Here is a 15,283-nt window from a genome sequence, read left to right as displayed (position 1 = left end):
TCTGAGTGTTTCAACAGAGCTGTTAATTCCTATGATTGTACGTTCAGCATTTTGAATTATCCCATCGTAGATTTCTTATCTCTCATTGCAGTAGGGTAGAGAGCGCATTCATGTCAGTATCCATGCCGCCAGAGGAAGGTGATACCTACACCTACGAACGGACTTTTACCACGGAGGATGTCAACCAGTTCGGTGAGGTTTCGGGGGATCAGCAAGAGATTCACACAGAACCTGACGAGGAGGGTCACTTAGTCGTTCAAGGGTTGCTCACAGCAACGTTACCGACGAAAATTGGCGGAGATTTGAGTTATATAGCTCGAACGATGAAATTCGACTTTCTTCAGCCGGTCTATACAGGGAACACTATCAGGTGCGAGTGGACAAATAAAACGGTCGAAGAACAAGAGGACCGCTACACGATAACGAGTTCAGTCGTTTGCCAGAATGAGGACGAAGAAACAGTGATGGAAGCCCAGATTGACGGGCTGATCTGGAAGGAGCAGTAATTAGAGTGAAACCAGGCCCGGTCGTTCACTTCACACATCTATTCATCGGCTGATTCAATCAGAGGGAGTTGAAACAAAGCATCTGGAAGGCTTTCTGTGACACACTCGGATGAGACATCAGAGAAGTAACGACTAATAGGCCACCAATGGAACACCAGAATCAGGATGACTCGGGCGAGAAGAATACAGCGGTGCGGCTGAATAAAGAAATCGTATTACCAACAACTGATAGAAAGTTATCGACGGCGTTCGCGCATACCTTTCGGTTTGTTTTTACCTCCGTTGTCAGTACTATTGATTGAATGGTTGCGTTCCGGTCATTGTGGTTGTTGCTCCCACGACCAGTCAGACAACTGCCCGCTGATCTCGCTGCTGTGCTGGTGCTCGTTGTCGCGACTAACATCACTGCACTGGCCCCTGTGATTCGGGAGACGCCACTCCGGGTTCCACTCGGCCTCGCGTTCGTCCTCTTCGTCCCTGGCTATGCGTTTATCGCGGCGCTGTTTCCCGAGGCTGGTGAGTCACCTGTATCAGATGACGAGTCTACATCACCAGACAGCCAGACGTTTGTTGATGACTCGGATCCGGATGGGTGGTACGACTCGATTGCCTCACGGTCCGGAATCGATGGCATCGAGCGCGTCGCGCTCTCCTTCGGGCTTAGTATTGCAATCGTTCCCCTGATCGGCCTCGTGCTGAACTTCACGCCCTGGGGAATTCGTCTGGTGCCAGTCGTAGTGGCAGTCAGTGGCTTCACACTTACTTCGACAGCTGTGGCAGCAGGACGCCGACGGGCACTGCCGGTCGACGAGCGGTTTCAGGTACCTTACCGAGAATGGTACGTTGCCGGCCGCACGGAGTTGCTTGAACCAGATACGCGTGCAGATGCTGCATTGAACGTCTTGCTGGCGATATCGGTCATACTCGCAGCCGGGAGCGTAGGTTATGCGGTGACGGTCCCAGCCGACGGAGAGCAATTCTCAGCGATCTATCTATTAACTGAGGACGACAACGGTGAACTGGTCGCCGACGATTATCCGACCGAGTTCGTCCAAGGAGAGAGCCAAGAACTGATCGTCGGGATCGACAACCACGAACACGAAACGACAGAGTACACGGTGGTGGTCCTGGAGCAGGAAGTCGAGGTGGTCGAGAACGAGACGGCTACCAGTGAGGGAGATACTAATACGACGGTCAACGAGACAGTCGTTCAAGAACAGCGCGAACTTGATCGATTTAACACCACGATCGCGCACAACGAGCGTTGGCACCACGAGTTCAATCTCGAGCCAACGATGACTGGGGAGAACCAGCGGATAGTTTGGCTACTCTTCCCTGGTGGCGACGTGCCAGCCGAGCCCTCGATGAACGACACAGAGTACTCCGTTCACCTCTGGGTGAACGTCACCGAGTCGTGAACTATCTCACCCTACTCGCTCACGGCAGATATCATTCGCTCCGTGAGGGTAGGCTTCGTGCTTCCACGATGCGCTTTGCAGGAATTGATCCGGCTGCCTGATGGTCTCCAACCCTTCTTCGGTCACCGTGTGGGTGTTTCTCTCACAGATATCAAAGCCATCAAGACGCGACCGTTTGTACTCTCACATATGCACTCGAGACGACAATGAAACTACGTTACTACGCTGAAGCGGACGTCGGGGTCGATCACCGTCGGACACTCGAGTTACTCGGGTCGATCCACGAGGAACACGCGATTCCAGTCGAAGTCGTCCAGGTCAAACCACAGCGAGCGCCGCCGCGGGAGTTCGTCGGTGAGGCCGAGACCCGGTCACTCGAGGACGCCTGGGACGATTTCACGTACAACCAGACACTCCAGAAAGGGCTCGGCGGTGCCCCCTCCAAGCGGTATCGCGACCAGGAGGACATCGTGGGGAATGTCGGCATCGTCGCCGACGACGAGCTCGTGTGGGCAACGGAGTTCTGGGGTACCCACCACGGCTGGGGGAACGTCGACCCAACGAAAACCGCCATCGGCTTTCTCGAGGAAGTCGAGGCGAGGGGGACGCCAGCAGTAGCCGAGCGTGTGCCACTTGAGGACTGGTCGTGGTCACCTGACTCGTCTGGTTTCGGTTCAGACTCGCGTTCCGGGTCTCGAGACGGGACCAGCACCGACCCGCCCGTCGCCGAGATTTACGAACCAATCCGCGACGCGATTCGGGATATCTGTACCGCACAGTCGTTCCAGCGCGGCGTCTCCTACTTCGAAGAAGGGCGTGTACGGGAGCTGACGGTCGAGGGATATGAGGTAACTGCAAAAGTGCGGGGGAGCCGGGAATACCGGACGACGGTGGACCTCTCTGCCGAGAACTTCGACGGATGGTGTTCCTGTCCGTACGACTACGCGGGCGACTGCAAACACATCGTTGCAGTGTTGCTGGCAGTGCGAGACCGATACGACGCGATAATCGATCAGTTCCAGGAGAATACGACTTCGGACGAACCATCGAGTGCGTCGGATTTCGTGTCTCTCGAGACGTCGATAGCGGGCAATGACCTCGAGTCAGCACTCGAGACCGCGGACGTCGAGACGCTCCGGGACTTTCTGCGTGCGGTCCTCGCCGACAACGAGTCTCTTCGAGAGCGGTTTCTTGCCACGGTCGGCCAGCCGATCGAGAAAAGCGTCGCCGACTACAAGCGTGATATTGACCGCCGGTTCGAGAACGTCGCCGGCCGCCGCGGGATTGTCGAGTACGACACCCACCTCGAGTTCACCGAATACGACGACCTCGCAGCGACCTACCGGGAGAACGGCGAGTACGACCGTGCCCTCGAAATCTACCGGGCTCTGGCGGAGGCGATACGCGAGAACCTGGAACGGATCGATAACAGTAGTGGCCACTACGGTCGCCAACTCGAGTCTGCCATCGATGCCTACGCCGCGTGTCTTTGCGAGGGGGAGTTCGACCTCGAGACAGTGTGTGAGCACCTCGAGTACCTCTACGAGCAGTACAGAACTGCCGAGTTTCGTTTCATCCGGGGCTACTACGACAGCGCGCTCCGTGAAGTGTGTACCACAGCTGATAATCTCGAGCATCTGCTCTCACTCGTGCAATCCGACCTTCCAGCGCTGGACGGCATCGCCAGTAACGAGACGGGAGCGGTCGTTGCAGCCGGGCCCGGATCAGAAAGCGGGACACCACAGACAGACATCGACAATGCCGTCGAGACAGATGAGAGAGTTCCGGATCCGACCCAGTGGCGACTCGAGGTCGAATCGTTCACCGGTGCTGAACTGGATGTCGAACATCTCGATATCGGCCCACTCGAGGTGACCGACTTCGTCGGTGAGACGCTCACGACCATCCTTGAGGAAATGGAGTCGCGACCGGACGAGAATGGGGAGACGACCGGGTCTCGAGGTGGCGATGGTCGTCCTGATCAACAACTGAGTCTCTACGTGGACGAACAACAGCTCCTGTCGACCTATCTGTGGATCCTCTCAGAACTCGAGGAACGCGAGCAACTAGCCGCTGTCCTCGAGGACGTCTATATTGAACGGAGCGAGTTTTATCGCCAATACGTCGACGTGCTACGAGCCGATGGACAGGACGAGCGAGCACAGGAGGTCGTCGAGGACGGACTGGAGGAGTTTCCACACTCTGTCAACGTCCATCAGCTGGCAGCCGAGTTCTACCGTGGACACGACGACGAGCGCTATCGAGAGGTGCTCCGGATCTTGTTCGTCCGCTTCGAGGACTGGGACGCCTACGACGGTCTACGATCGGCCAGTTCCGCTGAGGAGTGGGAGTCGATCTCCCACGGGTTACGAACCCAACTCGGTCGAATCCATCCCGACCGACTAATCGAGCTGTACGTCCGCGAGGACGACCTCGAAACGGCCTTTGAGAAGGTTCTGGAGAGTGATGACCTCGAGACGCTTCGGCGGTATCGAGAGCCCGTCGCCGAGGTCGATCCAGAAGCGTACTTCGAGGCATATCGGGACCTGCTGGAACTGTCTCTGGCAGCCGATACCGGACGCGACCACTACAGGACCGTTATCGAACATTTGCGTGACATGGAGGACCTCGGGTTCGACAAGGAGCTGGCACCATTCATTGAACATCTCCGTGAGAAACACTCGAACCGGCCGGCGTTCCTAGACGAACTCGAAACGGCAGGATATTGAGTCTCTCAGTTATATTATCGCTTCAATCTTGGTATCGGGTGAACTGTTCTCGGGGATGGTTAGCTGTAATTGAGGGCGCTAAGCCCCCTTCTGCTCACGGCGACGCCGTTCGCATGGTCAGCGGGACCGACAGTCCCGCGCTATCCGCAGCGAGCGCCGAAGGCGCGAGCAGGGAGGGGATACAGCGCCCGCACGTCTTGGTTTCGTGTGAATCGGCACCCTTATTATCCCTTCGGTCGAAGGTGAGAGTAAGATGCTCACCACGCTTCCGCCGGTGTTCAAACGCGACAACAAGCGTGCATCGTCGGTTGTGGCCGAGTGTCCAACCGGTAGGAGCGGGACACTCCGAACCACCTGTAAAGGGAAGCCGCCTGCGGAGTCTGGAACCGTCCGCAGAACGCCGTAATTATCAAGATAACTTTTGCAAATATGGACTGAGGAATTGATCGATCCAGGACTTGGCAAATCCGAGTCGATCGGTAAGGGTGTCGAAGAGACGGCGAGCGAGAGTTCGGAACGCGCTCTCGCTCGCCACCACGATTGGCGAGGCAGTGCGTTTGAGTACTTTCCAGACCTGTTCAATCGGGTTGAGATGTGGTGAGCCGACCGGAAGAAAGACGAGATCAATACCGAGTTGATGTGCGCGTTTGCGCGTGTGTTCACAGATGTGAGACGAGAAGGTATCCAAGACGAGCAGAATCCGTGTTCCCGGATTCTGCTCGCGGACTTGCTCTAATAGCGCACAGATGTTCTCTTTCGATTGATCTTCAGGGAACGTCAGGACACTTTCGCCGTTGAGCGTATAGCACCCGACCGCTGGTTCGTCAAGCTTCACCAGCGGTCGTTCCAGTGTCGGATCATCAACGTACCACAGTCGATGCGAATTGTCGTATGGTTGTGGATGCGAAGCATCACAAAAACCGACGACAGTTCCCCCATCCGTGCAAATATCGTCGTCGAGGACCCATCCTTCGTCCTCATCATCAGGACGCTTGTTATGTGCCGTCTCTGTCTCCTCGTCGAACGCGTCTGTGACGCGTTCTTCGAGGATTTCATCTGCGTTTTCTGGCCGAGAGGGGCGCTTTGGACGTGGTTTAGCGTAGGACAGTCCGAGATTCCGGAGGAATCGACCGAGATAATCCGGATGGTACTCTACACCGAACTCTTCGTCCAAGAGCTGATGAACTTCCTGTGCTTTCCAGGGTTGCCCCTCCCGGAGAAGTTCTAACAGACGCTCTTGTTCCTCGTCACCGAGCTTCGGGGGCCTTCCGCCCCCGAAGTTCGGTGTCAACTGACCAAGTCCGCCATCGTTCCATCGACGCGCCCAGCGACTTCCAGTCGACGCAGATTTGCCAACGTCGTCGGCTGCTTCCTCGTACGTTGCTCCCTTGTAGAGACGTTTGACAAAGGTGAGTCGCTTGATGATCTTTGGATCGTCTGCTTCGTCCAGCAGACGATCCAACTCCTGCTCACTTAGATGACGAACAAGATCGCCTCGCCGGTTTCCTCCCATCACTCGCCCGTCTCAGTCTATGCCCATAACTTCTGTCACTCATTATGGCGTTCTGCCGGGCCGCACGAGACGCGGAGCGTCTTGTGGACGCTGTGGGATCTGTTCCTGCACGTTCCGACACAGAAACAGGACGCTCCGTCCGCACCAAGCGAGGGCCGGGGAGGCCCGAGCGCGGTAGGGCGGAGTAGTTCACAAGTCATCTGTTATCTCGCGTTCCTCGAGCGCGTTTGCAGTAACTGGTACCGCAGATACCTGTCGTCGATGATGATGAACTCAAGGACATCTCACTGTGTGGACTGTCGAGGGCTGCTCGAGAAAGGCACTCCATCCAAGCCGAAACTACCTGTTAGGAGGCGATTAACCCGAGAGTGGCAGCAAACAACTATATCGTGGTAATAGTTGACACATAACATGACCTGCGAATGGTGGCCGACCTGTGATGATGCCGCAACCTACCGGATTGACGTCATCAATACGAAATCGGGCGCGTCGAGTGTGTTCTATTACTGTACTGCCCATTCGACGCTCGGACTTGAGGAGGTGGCGACGAGTGCTACCCTCGAATGTGCGGGGATTCGGTCGCTCGAGCAGTCGGCCAGCCGTGTGCAGTAGCCGGTCCATGGCAGTCGGGGACAGTGGGGCGCCGCCCAGACCAGCCGCTGGAGCTTCCACCGGTCGTCACTCGTCGACGCCAGCCGGCAGGAGTGTCGGTGGCAGGTGCGGCTTGCGAAGCAGGGCGTGCCGTCGGCCGAGGGGTGCCAAACAGTTATGTAGTCGGTGGGCCCTTCCGTCGCACCGCCCGTCGTGTGAATCCGCCCCCCGGCGCCCGCCCGCGCGGCCAGCGCCGCCCACTCGAGAGTGGCGGGCTGGTCGGCGACGCGCCTCGCAGCCCGGCGCCACCGGCGGTCAGCCGTCGGCGGGCCGTGGCGGGCCGAACCGGGCCCAGACGCGCAGCGAGATGAACACGAGCAGCGCCGTCACGATCAAAGGACGTTCCGGGTGGGTCCCTGACTGGCGGTATAGCTCGAGGATGCGAATCCAGGGAGCGACACTGTCGCCCGCATACCGGGGCGCGGCGAGTAGCGGCCAGCCCAGATAGGTCAGGCTGTCGTAAGCGCCCGCGCGCAGTGGCCCGAGACTATCGCCAACTAGATGCGACAGGTAGCCGATGCTGAACGCCGCCGGAGTGACGACACATAGACGCCCGACCCAGCGGTGCGCAGGGCGCCAGCGGTGGAGCACGTGGGCGCCCCAGGTGACGAGGCCGGCGATGAGTACGGTGATCAGGAGCGAATGGGCGACCGATCGGCCGCTCGCGAGGACGCCGTAATACGCCAGTGGTTTATCGATCAGGTCGGGGAATTGACTGCCGATTGCCATCGGGACCAGCGCCCAGCGAGCTGGCAACGGCCGGCGCGTGAGGGCCGCGTACGCGACGTACCAGAGATACGCGAAGGCGAGATGGCCGAGCGGAAACACACTGCAGGGTGAGTCGTGGACCCTGATAAATTGGGGCAATTTGGGGTCGCATCCGGCTGCCGAACGTGACAGCCGCCGGCGCATGCTGCTCCCTATCATAGTCACGGGCCGTGAAGTCGTGGGTTTTGCGCCTGTTCAGCACTATAACACCGTTTCCGACTTCGGACGCGGTGGCGTTTTTCGACTGGGTGGGCGGGGCAATTGGCCGGATCGATCACGACTTGACCGCTTTCCCTGACCAGGACAAGGAGTGCGCGTTGACCGTCGCTCCCCGGTAGGACGACCCAGTTGGCGACGCTTCGTGCATCGAATGGGCGAGAGCGTTCCACGACACGATACGTCAGCACTTGGCCCAGGGCGCGTCCATCAATTACCTCAACGCGGACGACGAGGCGGCGATCGAGGCCTCTACCATGGACGACTCGACAGACTCGTCGCTCTCAAGAACGAGTATGATCTGGACAACCGTTTCCGGACGAACCAGAATATCGAGCCGACCGTTTAACTGTTTTCAGGCGCTAAGTCCCCTTCCTCAAGGAGCGAGCACCGCGAGCGAGTAGGGAGGGGATACAGCGCCGTCATCGTCTTTCATACACTGTACAACGACTGGCCCACAGGCACACGTAATCAAAAAATCAAAAACTATATCTATATGGGATACATATAGATGAGTGATGGATAGGTACGAAACAGAGGACGCTAAAGAAGTCCTTGACCAAACCGTGAAACCCTTCGGAAGTGGCGGTGCTCACATCACTGTCCCAAAGCGGTGGATCGGAGCGGACGTGAAAATCGTTCGTGTTTCTGAACCAGATCCCGACGAATAGGCCATGCAGTACACCTACAAATATCGGATCGAACCGACAGTCGCCATCCGAGAGGAACTTCTGCGCCACGTCGATATTTGTAGACAACTGTACAATCATTGCTTATTCAAACTCAACGAATCCGACGACATCCCCGCCCGATACAAGGTGCAGGGAACGCTCCCCGACCTCAAATCGTGGTGGGATGACCTCCGAGACGTTCACTCGAAGGTGTTACAGATGGTCGTCAAGCGCGTCTACGACAATCTTTCGACACTGAAAGCACAGAAAGAGAACGGACGCGCCGTTGGGATGCTCAAATGGAAGCGACCTCGGGACTACCACTCGCTCACCTACAACCAAACCGGCTTCAAGCTCAAGAATACGAGCGGTCGGCCCGTATTGTGGCTGAGCAAACTCGGTGAGATTCCAATCCATCTCCACCGAGATATCCCCGAGAACGCGACCATCAAACAGGTCACGGTCAAGCAAGAACCGACGGGTGAGTGGTTTGGGACGTTCGCCATCGACGTTGACGAAGAAACGCCCGAGAAACCGAAGGCTCCCGAGAAGTGTGTTGGCATCGACGTGGGCATCCTCAAGTACGCCCATGACACGGACGGGTATGCAATCGAAAGCCTCGACCTGTACGAAGAACGTGAGCGTTTGGAACGCGCACAGCGCGATCTCTCGCGGAAGGAACACGGCTCTGCGAATTGGGAGACTCAGCGAACGGTCGTCGCTCGCCGTCACGCCGATTTGAAACAGAAGCGCCGTGACTTCTTACACAAGCTCTCGAACTACTATGCTCGGGAGTACGACCTCGTGGCTGTTGAAGACCTGAACGTCGCTGGAATGATGCAGTTCGATTCAAATTCACGCAACCGAGCATCCGCCGCGTGGGGTACTTTTCTTCGGATGCTCGACTACAAGTGTGACCGCGAAGGCACGCACTACGTTCCGGTAAACCCACGGAACACGACGAAGGAATGTGCGTCTTGCGGCGTGAAGACGGATAAACCGTTGTGGGTGCGTGAGCACTCGTGTCCGGCGTGTGGGTTCGAAGCGGATCGAGACGCGAACGCGGCATGGAATATCCTTGCCCGAGGTCTCAAGAAAGTAGGACTGGTTCACTCCGATTCAATGCCTGTGGAGACTGCGCTCCCTGTGGATACACCTGTATCTGCAAAGCGCGTCTTGGAAGCAGGAAGCCCCGTCCTCAGCGAGGCCGTCAGGTCGAGCAGGGCGGGGTAGTTCACGTTCAGCACGGCCGTCCGGACACTACCTGCTACGAAGCATTATCATGGTTGCCATCGTCTAACAGGCACACCTGCTCCGTTCATCGTAGGGCGGCAGAAACGCAGAGGTAGGTGCAAAAAGGGTAGAAAACATGACGCATGGACAAGATGGACGAATCGATGCTGTCGTCGTCGGGGCTGGCCTGGCGGGGCTCACTGCGGCGCGAGAACTCGTGAGGGACAGCCACAGCGTAACGGTGCTCGAAGCACGCGACCGCGTCGGCGGCCGAACGCTCGACCACAGATTGGCGGACGGTGAACAGGTCGACCTCGGCGGGCAGTGGATCGGCCCCACTCAGGACCGTGTGAACGACCTTGTCGAGGAGTTCGACCTCGACACAGTCCCCCAGTTCGACGAGGGACTCGACCAGGTCTCAATCGACGGTACGGTGAACGAACACGACGATGCACTCAGGGCACTTCCCGCCAAGGCGTACGCGGAACTGATGGACGCGTTCGGACAGATCGAGACGCTTCGAACGCAGATCCCTCTCCATGCCCCATACGACGCACCGGACGCCGAGGAGTGGGACGCGACCACCGTCGATTCCTGGAAACGAGCGACCCTAGAGACGACAACAGCGCGAGGTGCCTTCGATGCACTTTTTCGGGCGTTATTCACCACCGACCCGTCAGAAATTTCCCTTCTGTACTTCCTGACGTACGTCCACGCCGCCGGCGGGATCGAGGTGATAACCGGCGTCGAAGGGGGTGCCCAGGAGCGGCGTATCGAGGGGGGGGCACAACAGGTGTCTCGACTGTTGGCTACCGAACTGGGCGAGGCCGTCCAGCTCGAGGCACCGGTCCGGGCTATCACCCAAGACGATTCTGGAGTGACCGTCGAATCGGACGCTGGCGCCTACACCGGAGCATACGTGATCGTGGCGATTCCACCGGCGCTGGCCGGACGAATCGCCTACGACCCTCCACTCCCGGCCCGTCGGGATGCACTCACGCAGCGCATGCCGATGGGCGCGACAATCAAGTGCATCGCGACGTACGAGGACCCCTTCTGGCGGACGGACGGCTATTCCGGCTTCGTGCTTACAAACGACGACATCGTCGGATTCATTTTCGACGACATGGATGCCGAGAGCACCACCGGGGCGCTCGTCGGCTTCATCGTGAGTAATGAGGCCCGCACGTGGAGCGAGCGGGACGCGTCCGACCGACGTGAGCGCGTGTTGGACGATTTCGCCCGATACTTCGGCGGCCAAGCCGCCAACCCAGTCGAGTACACCGAGCAAGTGTGGTCGAACGAGGCGTGGTCGGCCGGATGTTATGCCGGGAACATGACGCCTGGGACGATGACCGGATACGGCGATGTCCTCCGCGAACCTCAGGGGCGTATCCATTGGGCGGGGACGGAAACTGCGACACAGTGGTGTGGCTACATGGACGGGGCGATTCGCTCCGGCGAACGAGCGGCAGCCGAGGTGAGCAGCCGACTCACATGAGTATAGGCGCACTATCTCTGCAGCAGGAATTACGCAACCTGAGGCCAACATATGGGAGACTTCGAAACAGCGGCGTTTCTCGTCGATTATCACGGTCTTCGCAGGACGGTCGTAGTCGGCTACTGCCACCTCGTGGTCACTGGCTTCATGGGTGGTGTGCTGTTCGCAGTGTTCGACAAACTCGTTACGTTGATTCCGTTCCTGGCCACAGTTCCGGCAGCGCCAGTAGCGCGTCTTGTATTCGTAGCTGTCGGTGAGATCAATCTCGTATGGTGGCGGCTCTTTGCCAGGCAGCCACTCATCGACTGCGACGAGTTCGTGCCCGTTCAGCTGGGCGACATCGCCTGTTCCTCCAGCCAGGTTCGATAGCCGGCGACTTGAGTCGCATGCGGACACTGCTTGGTGATCAGCAACGTATTTCGATGCGAACAGTCGTGAAAGCGGCTCTGGATATCGAGCCATCGCTGGAACTCGTCGCTCGAGACTGCGTCGGTGACTTCCGCGAGGAGGTCTTCGACCCACGCTTCGATCGTGCTCTGCATCTCGTCACGTCTGGTGTCCGAATCGTTGAAGGACACCTGCTGGTAGTCGCTCGTAGCGATTGTTTTCGTTTGTGCGTGTATCAGATACTGAATCGTCCAATTACTCCATTATTGTCGCAAATGAAGAAAAAGTTTTGAAACCCAACGTCGGTAATAGAGTATCCCTACAGCGATAATGAATAAAACGGTCGCAATCTCATACCCGTAGACTCCTAGTAGGAGAACCAGAGAGGAACCACTAGATCCACCAAGCAGCAAAGGTGCAAATAATGGACCGACACAGGCTGGACAGGCCGCAATTCCGACGATACCGCCGATCGCCGATCGAGCGAAATCGAGCAATGCATCGTAGACGAGGTATGAGAGTGCTATGAGACCGATTGTCTGATACGGAACGAGGGTCAACGTGATCCATTCTCCCGTGTAGATGAGGACGGGACTCCACCCGAGCGATCGGCCCCAAGTCAATCCGACTCCGTGTGGTCCCGTTAATTGCGAAAGGTGCTGTACGCTGGGTCCAAGGATACCCGTGAGATACAGCAATATCAGGAGATAAGCAAAAGAAATCACAGCTGCAAGGATCTGGAAGAGACGTCGGGCCTGTGCAGGTCGTGTATGCCAGATGACCCAGATAGAGACCGTGGTCCAAATGAACGGAATGAAGAAGTAAGTGAGTCGACTCCCCATGTCACCCGTCCTGTATGCGAAAGCGAGGCCGGCGAACAGTTGAATCGCGAATAGAAGATTAAACCGAGTACCTCTCGTGAGAAGACGTCTCCTATGGTCACTGTTGGATGCGGTTTTCATCATGAGTTAGGAATCTCAGATTTGAGATCTCCAGACAATCGTACTACTACCTATGAGACCGCTAGGAGAAAAGTGATTTGAATAGAGACGAGTACCTACCGATTTGAGAACTCTTTTGTCACTCTCTGATATCCTTCGGAAGATCAAACATCTACATCATTCTCGAGCGGGCCATTGCCGCCTATCGGCGTTGATAAGTCCGAGCAACATTGTACGACGATCACTCAACTCCTCGAGAGACGAGGCGAATTCGTCATCGGAAACGGTTGGCATATCCCGGTCCCGGAGAAGATCTATCTGAGGCGGTGGTGGAGTGTTGTCGGCGGGATCGACGAACGTCTCAATTGCCAGCTTCGTCGGCTTTTTCAGTCTGCTGGCTGTGGCTTCTGTGGCGCAGACACGCCCGGCAGGTTTGGGAGGTCGAGATCAACGCGACGGAGGAACTGCGCATTGATCGCGACGATCACGGTACTGAGCGACATGAGTAAGGCGCCGACTGCGGGCGAGAGGAGGATCCCGATCGGGGCAAGAATACCTGCCGCAAGTGGCAGTGCAAAGACGTTGTAGCCGGCGGCCCAGACAAGGTTCTGCTGCATCTTCCGATAACTCGCTTTGCTCAGCTTCACGAGGCGGACGACGTCCATCGGGTTGTTCTGGACGAGGATGATGTCAGCCGACTGGACGGCGACGTCCGTCCCGGAGCCAATAGCGATCCCAATGTCGGACCGCGTCAGTGCCGGTGCGTCGTTGACGCCGTCACCAACCATCGCCACGAACTTACCCTGATCCTGCAGTTCGGTCACCTTCTTGTCCTTGTCCTCGGGCAGCACCTCTGCGAAAACCGTGTCGATACCGAGGTCGTCGGCGACGGCGCGAGCGACGTCCTCGGAGTCCCCGGTCAGCATCGCGACTTCGAGACCGAGTTCGTGAAGCGCGTCCACGACCTGATAGCTCTCGTCGCGAACGACGTCCGCGAGCGCAAATGCGGCGACCGGTTCATCCTCACGAACGAGATACACGACTGTTTGGGCACTTTCACCAGCTCGATCTGCGAACGACGCCAGTTTGGGCGGAATGTCTATCTCGAGGTGTGGGAGGAGGTTTGGTCCGCCAACGTACACTGTTTCACCGTCGACCGTCGCGCGAACACCGCGGCCTTTGAGTGCCTCAAAGCGGGTTGCGGTTTCTGGCGTGACGCCCCGCTCGTCAGCGGCCTCGCGAATCGCCTGGGCGATCATGTGTTCCGAATCACCCTCGACTGCTGCCGCGAGTGCAAGTGCTTCGTCCTCCTCGAGATCACTGACGGTTTCGACGTCGACGATACCCTGCTCGCCCTTCGTGAGCGTCCCCGTTTTGTCGAAGATAACCGTGTCAAGTTCTCGGGCCTGTTCCATGGCGATCCGATCGCGGATCAGCATTCCATTTCGCGCCGCGAGCGACGTGTTGATCGCAACGACGAGTGGTATGGCGAGTCCGAGTGCGTGCGGACAAGCAATCACAAGGACGGTCACGACCCGTTCGATGACTGTGGCGTTAAACGAAACGGCGACGGTCCAGGCGATTGCGGTCACGATCGCTACTGAGAGAGCGACATAGAAGAGCCAGCCTGCCGCTCTGTCGGCGAGCATCTGCGTTTGGGACTTGCTCTCTTGAGCTTCCTCGACGAGGCGCATGATTCCTGCCAGCGTCGTCTCGTCACCCGTCGCACTGATCTGGACCCGAAGGCTCCCGTCACCGTTGATGGTACCACCGATCACCTCGTCGCCTGGTTCCTTCGAAACTGGCCTCGATTCACCAGTAATCATCGATTCGTTGACGTCGGAGTCTCCCTCTTCGACGATGCCGTCGGCAGGAACGCTCGCACCGGGCCGGACGAGAACGAGATCACCTTCGGAAAGGTCACTCACAGGCACCGTTTCGGTATCACCGTTTTCTGTGATTCGCTCGGCGGTGTCTGGGAGAAGTTTTGCGAGTTCGTCGAGCGCACTGGAGGCCCGTCGAACGGAACGCATTTCGATCCAGTGTCCGAGCAGCATGATGTCGATCAGCGTAACCAGCTCCCAGAAGAACGTCGATGCCGTCGGGAAGACGACGCTCGCGAGACTGTAGACGAACGCGACCGTGATCGCCATTGAGATGAGCGTCATCATTCCTGGTGCTTGGTCCTCGAGTTCCGGACGGGCCATCCGGAGGAACGGGACACCACCGTACGCGAAGACGATCACCGCGAACACAGGGTTGATCAATTCACTCCCGGGGAACGCCGGTACTGAAAAACCAAGCCACGCCTGTAGTGTCTCGCTGTACAGGAGGACGGGAATCGAGAGTAACGTCGAGATGAAAAAGCGCCGTCGGAACATCTGCTCGTGGCCCTCGTGCATACCACCGTCTCCGTCATGACCATCATGACCGCCGTGATCGCCATGACCGCCGTGGTCAGAACCCCCTGAACCATGGCTCGCCCCATGTTCGTACTGTTCGTCGACCTCGCGCTCGCCCTCGTCTGCGTCTTCGGCTTCTTCCTCTAGTATCGACTGTTCGACGCGCGATTCCTCTTCGCCAGCAGGTGGCTGTGGCTCGTCTTTGGCATCGTGGTGGCCACCGTGGTGAGTCGAGGCATCACCGTCGTCAGGTGTCTTCCCGTGATCGTCCATAAGATGCCCTCGTTAGCGCGAATAGGATCTCACAGAAAATAGGTGTGTGGCTTGCCTGGCGGATAAATCTCACA

The 15,283-nt window shown here is 57.8% G+C and carries 12 protein-coding genes and 2 pseudogenes; 8 read left to right on the top strand and 6 right to left on the bottom strand.

What is annotated here, in order from left to right; translation table 11 throughout:
* Positions 1–110 precede the first annotated feature (110 nt).
* The 3 genes from NJU76_RS18870 (at position 111) to NJU76_RS18860 (ending at position 4,653) form a co-directional block, all read left to right on the top strand.
* Positions 111–506 carry a MaoC/PaaZ C-terminal domain-containing protein gene (locus NJU76_RS18870; RefSeq protein WP_254533376.1) on the top strand — a complete coding sequence of 132 codons (396 nt, stop codon included), beginning with the start codon at positions 111–113 and terminating at the stop codon, positions 504–506.
* A 302-nt stretch (positions 507–808) separates the two neighbouring features.
* Positions 809–1,924: a DUF1616 domain-containing protein gene (locus NJU76_RS18865; protein ID WP_254533375.1), complete on the top strand. Its 1,116-nt coding sequence runs from the start codon at positions 809–811 to the stop codon at positions 1,922–1,924.
* Positions 1,925–2,130: 206 nt separating this feature from the next.
* Positions 2,131–4,653 carry an SWIM zinc finger family protein gene (locus NJU76_RS18860; protein WP_254533374.1) on the top strand — a complete coding sequence of 841 codons (2,523 nt, stop codon included), beginning with the start codon at positions 2,131–2,133 and terminating at the stop codon, positions 4,651–4,653.
* 409 nt (positions 4,654–5,062) lie between these two features.
* Here the strand turns inward: NJU76_RS18860 and NJU76_RS18855 are convergent, their stop codons facing one another.
* A complete protein-coding gene (locus NJU76_RS18855) occupies positions 5,063–6,166 on the bottom strand; it encodes an IS630 family transposase (RefSeq protein ID WP_254533373.1) in 1,104 nt (367 codons plus the stop codon).
* A 411-nt stretch (positions 6,167–6,577) separates the two neighbouring features.
* Here NJU76_RS18855 and NJU76_RS18850 point away from each other — a divergent pair, with 411 nt between their 5' ends.
* Complete coding sequence (locus NJU76_RS18850; protein WP_254533372.1) at positions 6,578–6,778, top strand: hypothetical protein; 201 nt, start codon at positions 6,578–6,580, stop codon at positions 6,776–6,778.
* A gap of 294 nt (positions 6,779–7,072) precedes the next feature.
* Here the strand turns inward: NJU76_RS18850 and NJU76_RS18845 are convergent, their stop codons facing one another.
* On the bottom strand, positions 7,073–7,684 hold the full coding sequence (locus NJU76_RS18845) for a metal-dependent hydrolase (protein ID WP_254533371.1): 612 nt from the start codon (positions 7,682–7,684) through the stop codon (positions 7,073–7,075).
* A gap of 271 nt (positions 7,685–7,955) precedes the next feature.
* Here NJU76_RS18845 and NJU76_RS27100 point away from each other — a divergent pair, with 271 nt between their 5' ends.
* The 4 genes from NJU76_RS27100 (at position 7,956) to NJU76_RS18830 (ending at position 11,206) form a co-directional block, all read left to right on the top strand.
* Complete coding sequence (locus tag NJU76_RS27100) at positions 7,956–8,150, top strand: BBE domain-containing protein (protein WP_425604323.1); 195 nt, start codon at positions 7,956–7,958, stop codon at positions 8,148–8,150.
* A gap of 169 nt (positions 8,151–8,319) precedes the next feature.
* Complete coding sequence (locus NJU76_RS18840; protein ID WP_254533370.1) at positions 8,320–8,472, top strand: DUF2080 family transposase-associated protein; 153 nt, start codon at positions 8,320–8,322, stop codon at positions 8,470–8,472.
* A gap of 3 nt (positions 8,473–8,475) precedes the next feature.
* Positions 8,476–9,705 (top strand): RNA-guided endonuclease InsQ/TnpB family protein, encoded by a 1,230-nt coding sequence (locus NJU76_RS18835; RefSeq protein WP_254533369.1) that lies wholly within the window; start codon positions 8,476–8,478, stop codon positions 9,703–9,705.
* 136 nt (positions 9,706–9,841) lie between these two features.
* Positions 9,842–11,206: a flavin monoamine oxidase family protein gene (locus NJU76_RS18830; RefSeq protein ID WP_254533368.1), complete on the top strand. Its 1,365-nt coding sequence runs from the start codon at positions 9,842–9,844 to the stop codon at positions 11,204–11,206.
* Positions 11,207–11,368: 162 nt separating this feature from the next.
* Here the strand turns inward: NJU76_RS18830 and NJU76_RS27095 are convergent.
* The 4 genes and pseudogenes from NJU76_RS27095 to NJU76_RS18815 all read right to left on the bottom strand — a co-directional run.
* Positions 11,369–11,602, bottom strand: a pseudogene (locus NJU76_RS27095) (hypothetical protein); the annotation flags it as partial.
* Positions 11,554–11,748 (bottom strand): annotated as a pseudogene (locus NJU76_RS18820) (DUF955 domain-containing protein); the annotation flags it as partial. The pseudogenes NJU76_RS18820 and NJU76_RS27095, both read right to left, overlap by 49 nt.
* 108 nt (positions 11,749–11,856) lie before the next feature.
* Positions 11,857–12,555 (bottom strand): DUF7546 family protein, encoded by a 699-nt coding sequence (locus NJU76_RS27090; RefSeq protein ID WP_425604337.1) that lies wholly within the window; start codon positions 12,553–12,555, stop codon positions 11,857–11,859.
* Positions 12,556–12,920: 365 nt separating this feature from the next.
* Positions 12,921–15,209 carry a copper-translocating P-type ATPase gene (locus NJU76_RS18815; RefSeq protein ID WP_254533366.1) on the bottom strand — a complete coding sequence of 763 codons (2,289 nt, stop codon included), beginning with the start codon at positions 15,207–15,209 and terminating at the stop codon, positions 12,921–12,923.
* Positions 15,210–15,283 lie beyond the last annotated feature (74 nt).

Source organism: Natrinema gelatinilyticum (assembly GCF_024266705.1).
Classification (GTDB): Archaea; Halobacteriota; Halobacteria; order Halobacteriales; family Natrialbaceae; genus Natrinema; species Natrinema gelatinilyticum.
Note: the sequence above shows the minus strand (reverse complement) of the source record. Positions and strands in the feature narration are given on the sequence as shown.

Excerpts from the sequence above, each read along its gene's own strand:
- NJU76_RS18870 (WP_254533376.1), top strand. The coding sequence starts at position 111 with ATGTCAGTATCCATGCCGCCAGAGGAAGGTGATACCTACACCTACGAA.
- NJU76_RS18865 (WP_254533375.1), top strand. The coding sequence starts at position 809 with ATGGTTGCGTTCCGGTCATTGTGGTTGTTGCTCCCACGACCAGTCAGA.
- NJU76_RS18860 (WP_254533374.1), top strand. The coding sequence starts at position 2,131 with ATGAAACTACGTTACTACGCTGAAGCGGACGTCGGGGTCGATCACCGT.
- NJU76_RS18855 (WP_254533373.1), bottom strand. The coding sequence starts at position 6,166 with ATGGGAGGAAACCGGCGAGGCGATCTTGTTCGTCATCTAAGTGAGCAG.
- NJU76_RS18850 (WP_254533372.1), top strand. The coding sequence starts at position 6,578 with ATGACCTGCGAATGGTGGCCGACCTGTGATGATGCCGCAACCTACCGG.
- NJU76_RS27100 (WP_425604323.1), top strand. The coding sequence starts at position 7,956 with ATGGGCGAGAGCGTTCCACGACACGATACGTCAGCACTTGGCCCAGGG.
- NJU76_RS18840 (WP_254533370.1), top strand. The coding sequence starts at position 8,320 with ATGGATAGGTACGAAACAGAGGACGCTAAAGAAGTCCTTGACCAAACC.
- NJU76_RS18835 (WP_254533369.1), top strand. The coding sequence starts at position 8,476 with ATGCAGTACACCTACAAATATCGGATCGAACCGACAGTCGCCATCCGA.
- NJU76_RS18830 (WP_254533368.1), top strand. The coding sequence starts at position 9,842 with ATGACGCATGGACAAGATGGACGAATCGATGCTGTCGTCGTCGGGGCT.
- NJU76_RS27090 (WP_425604337.1), bottom strand. The coding sequence starts at position 12,555 with ATGAAAACCGCATCCAACAGTGACCATAGGAGACGTCTTCTCACGAGA.
- NJU76_RS18815 (WP_254533366.1), bottom strand. The coding sequence starts at position 15,209 with ATGGACGATCACGGGAAGACACCTGACGACGGTGATGCCTCGACTCAC.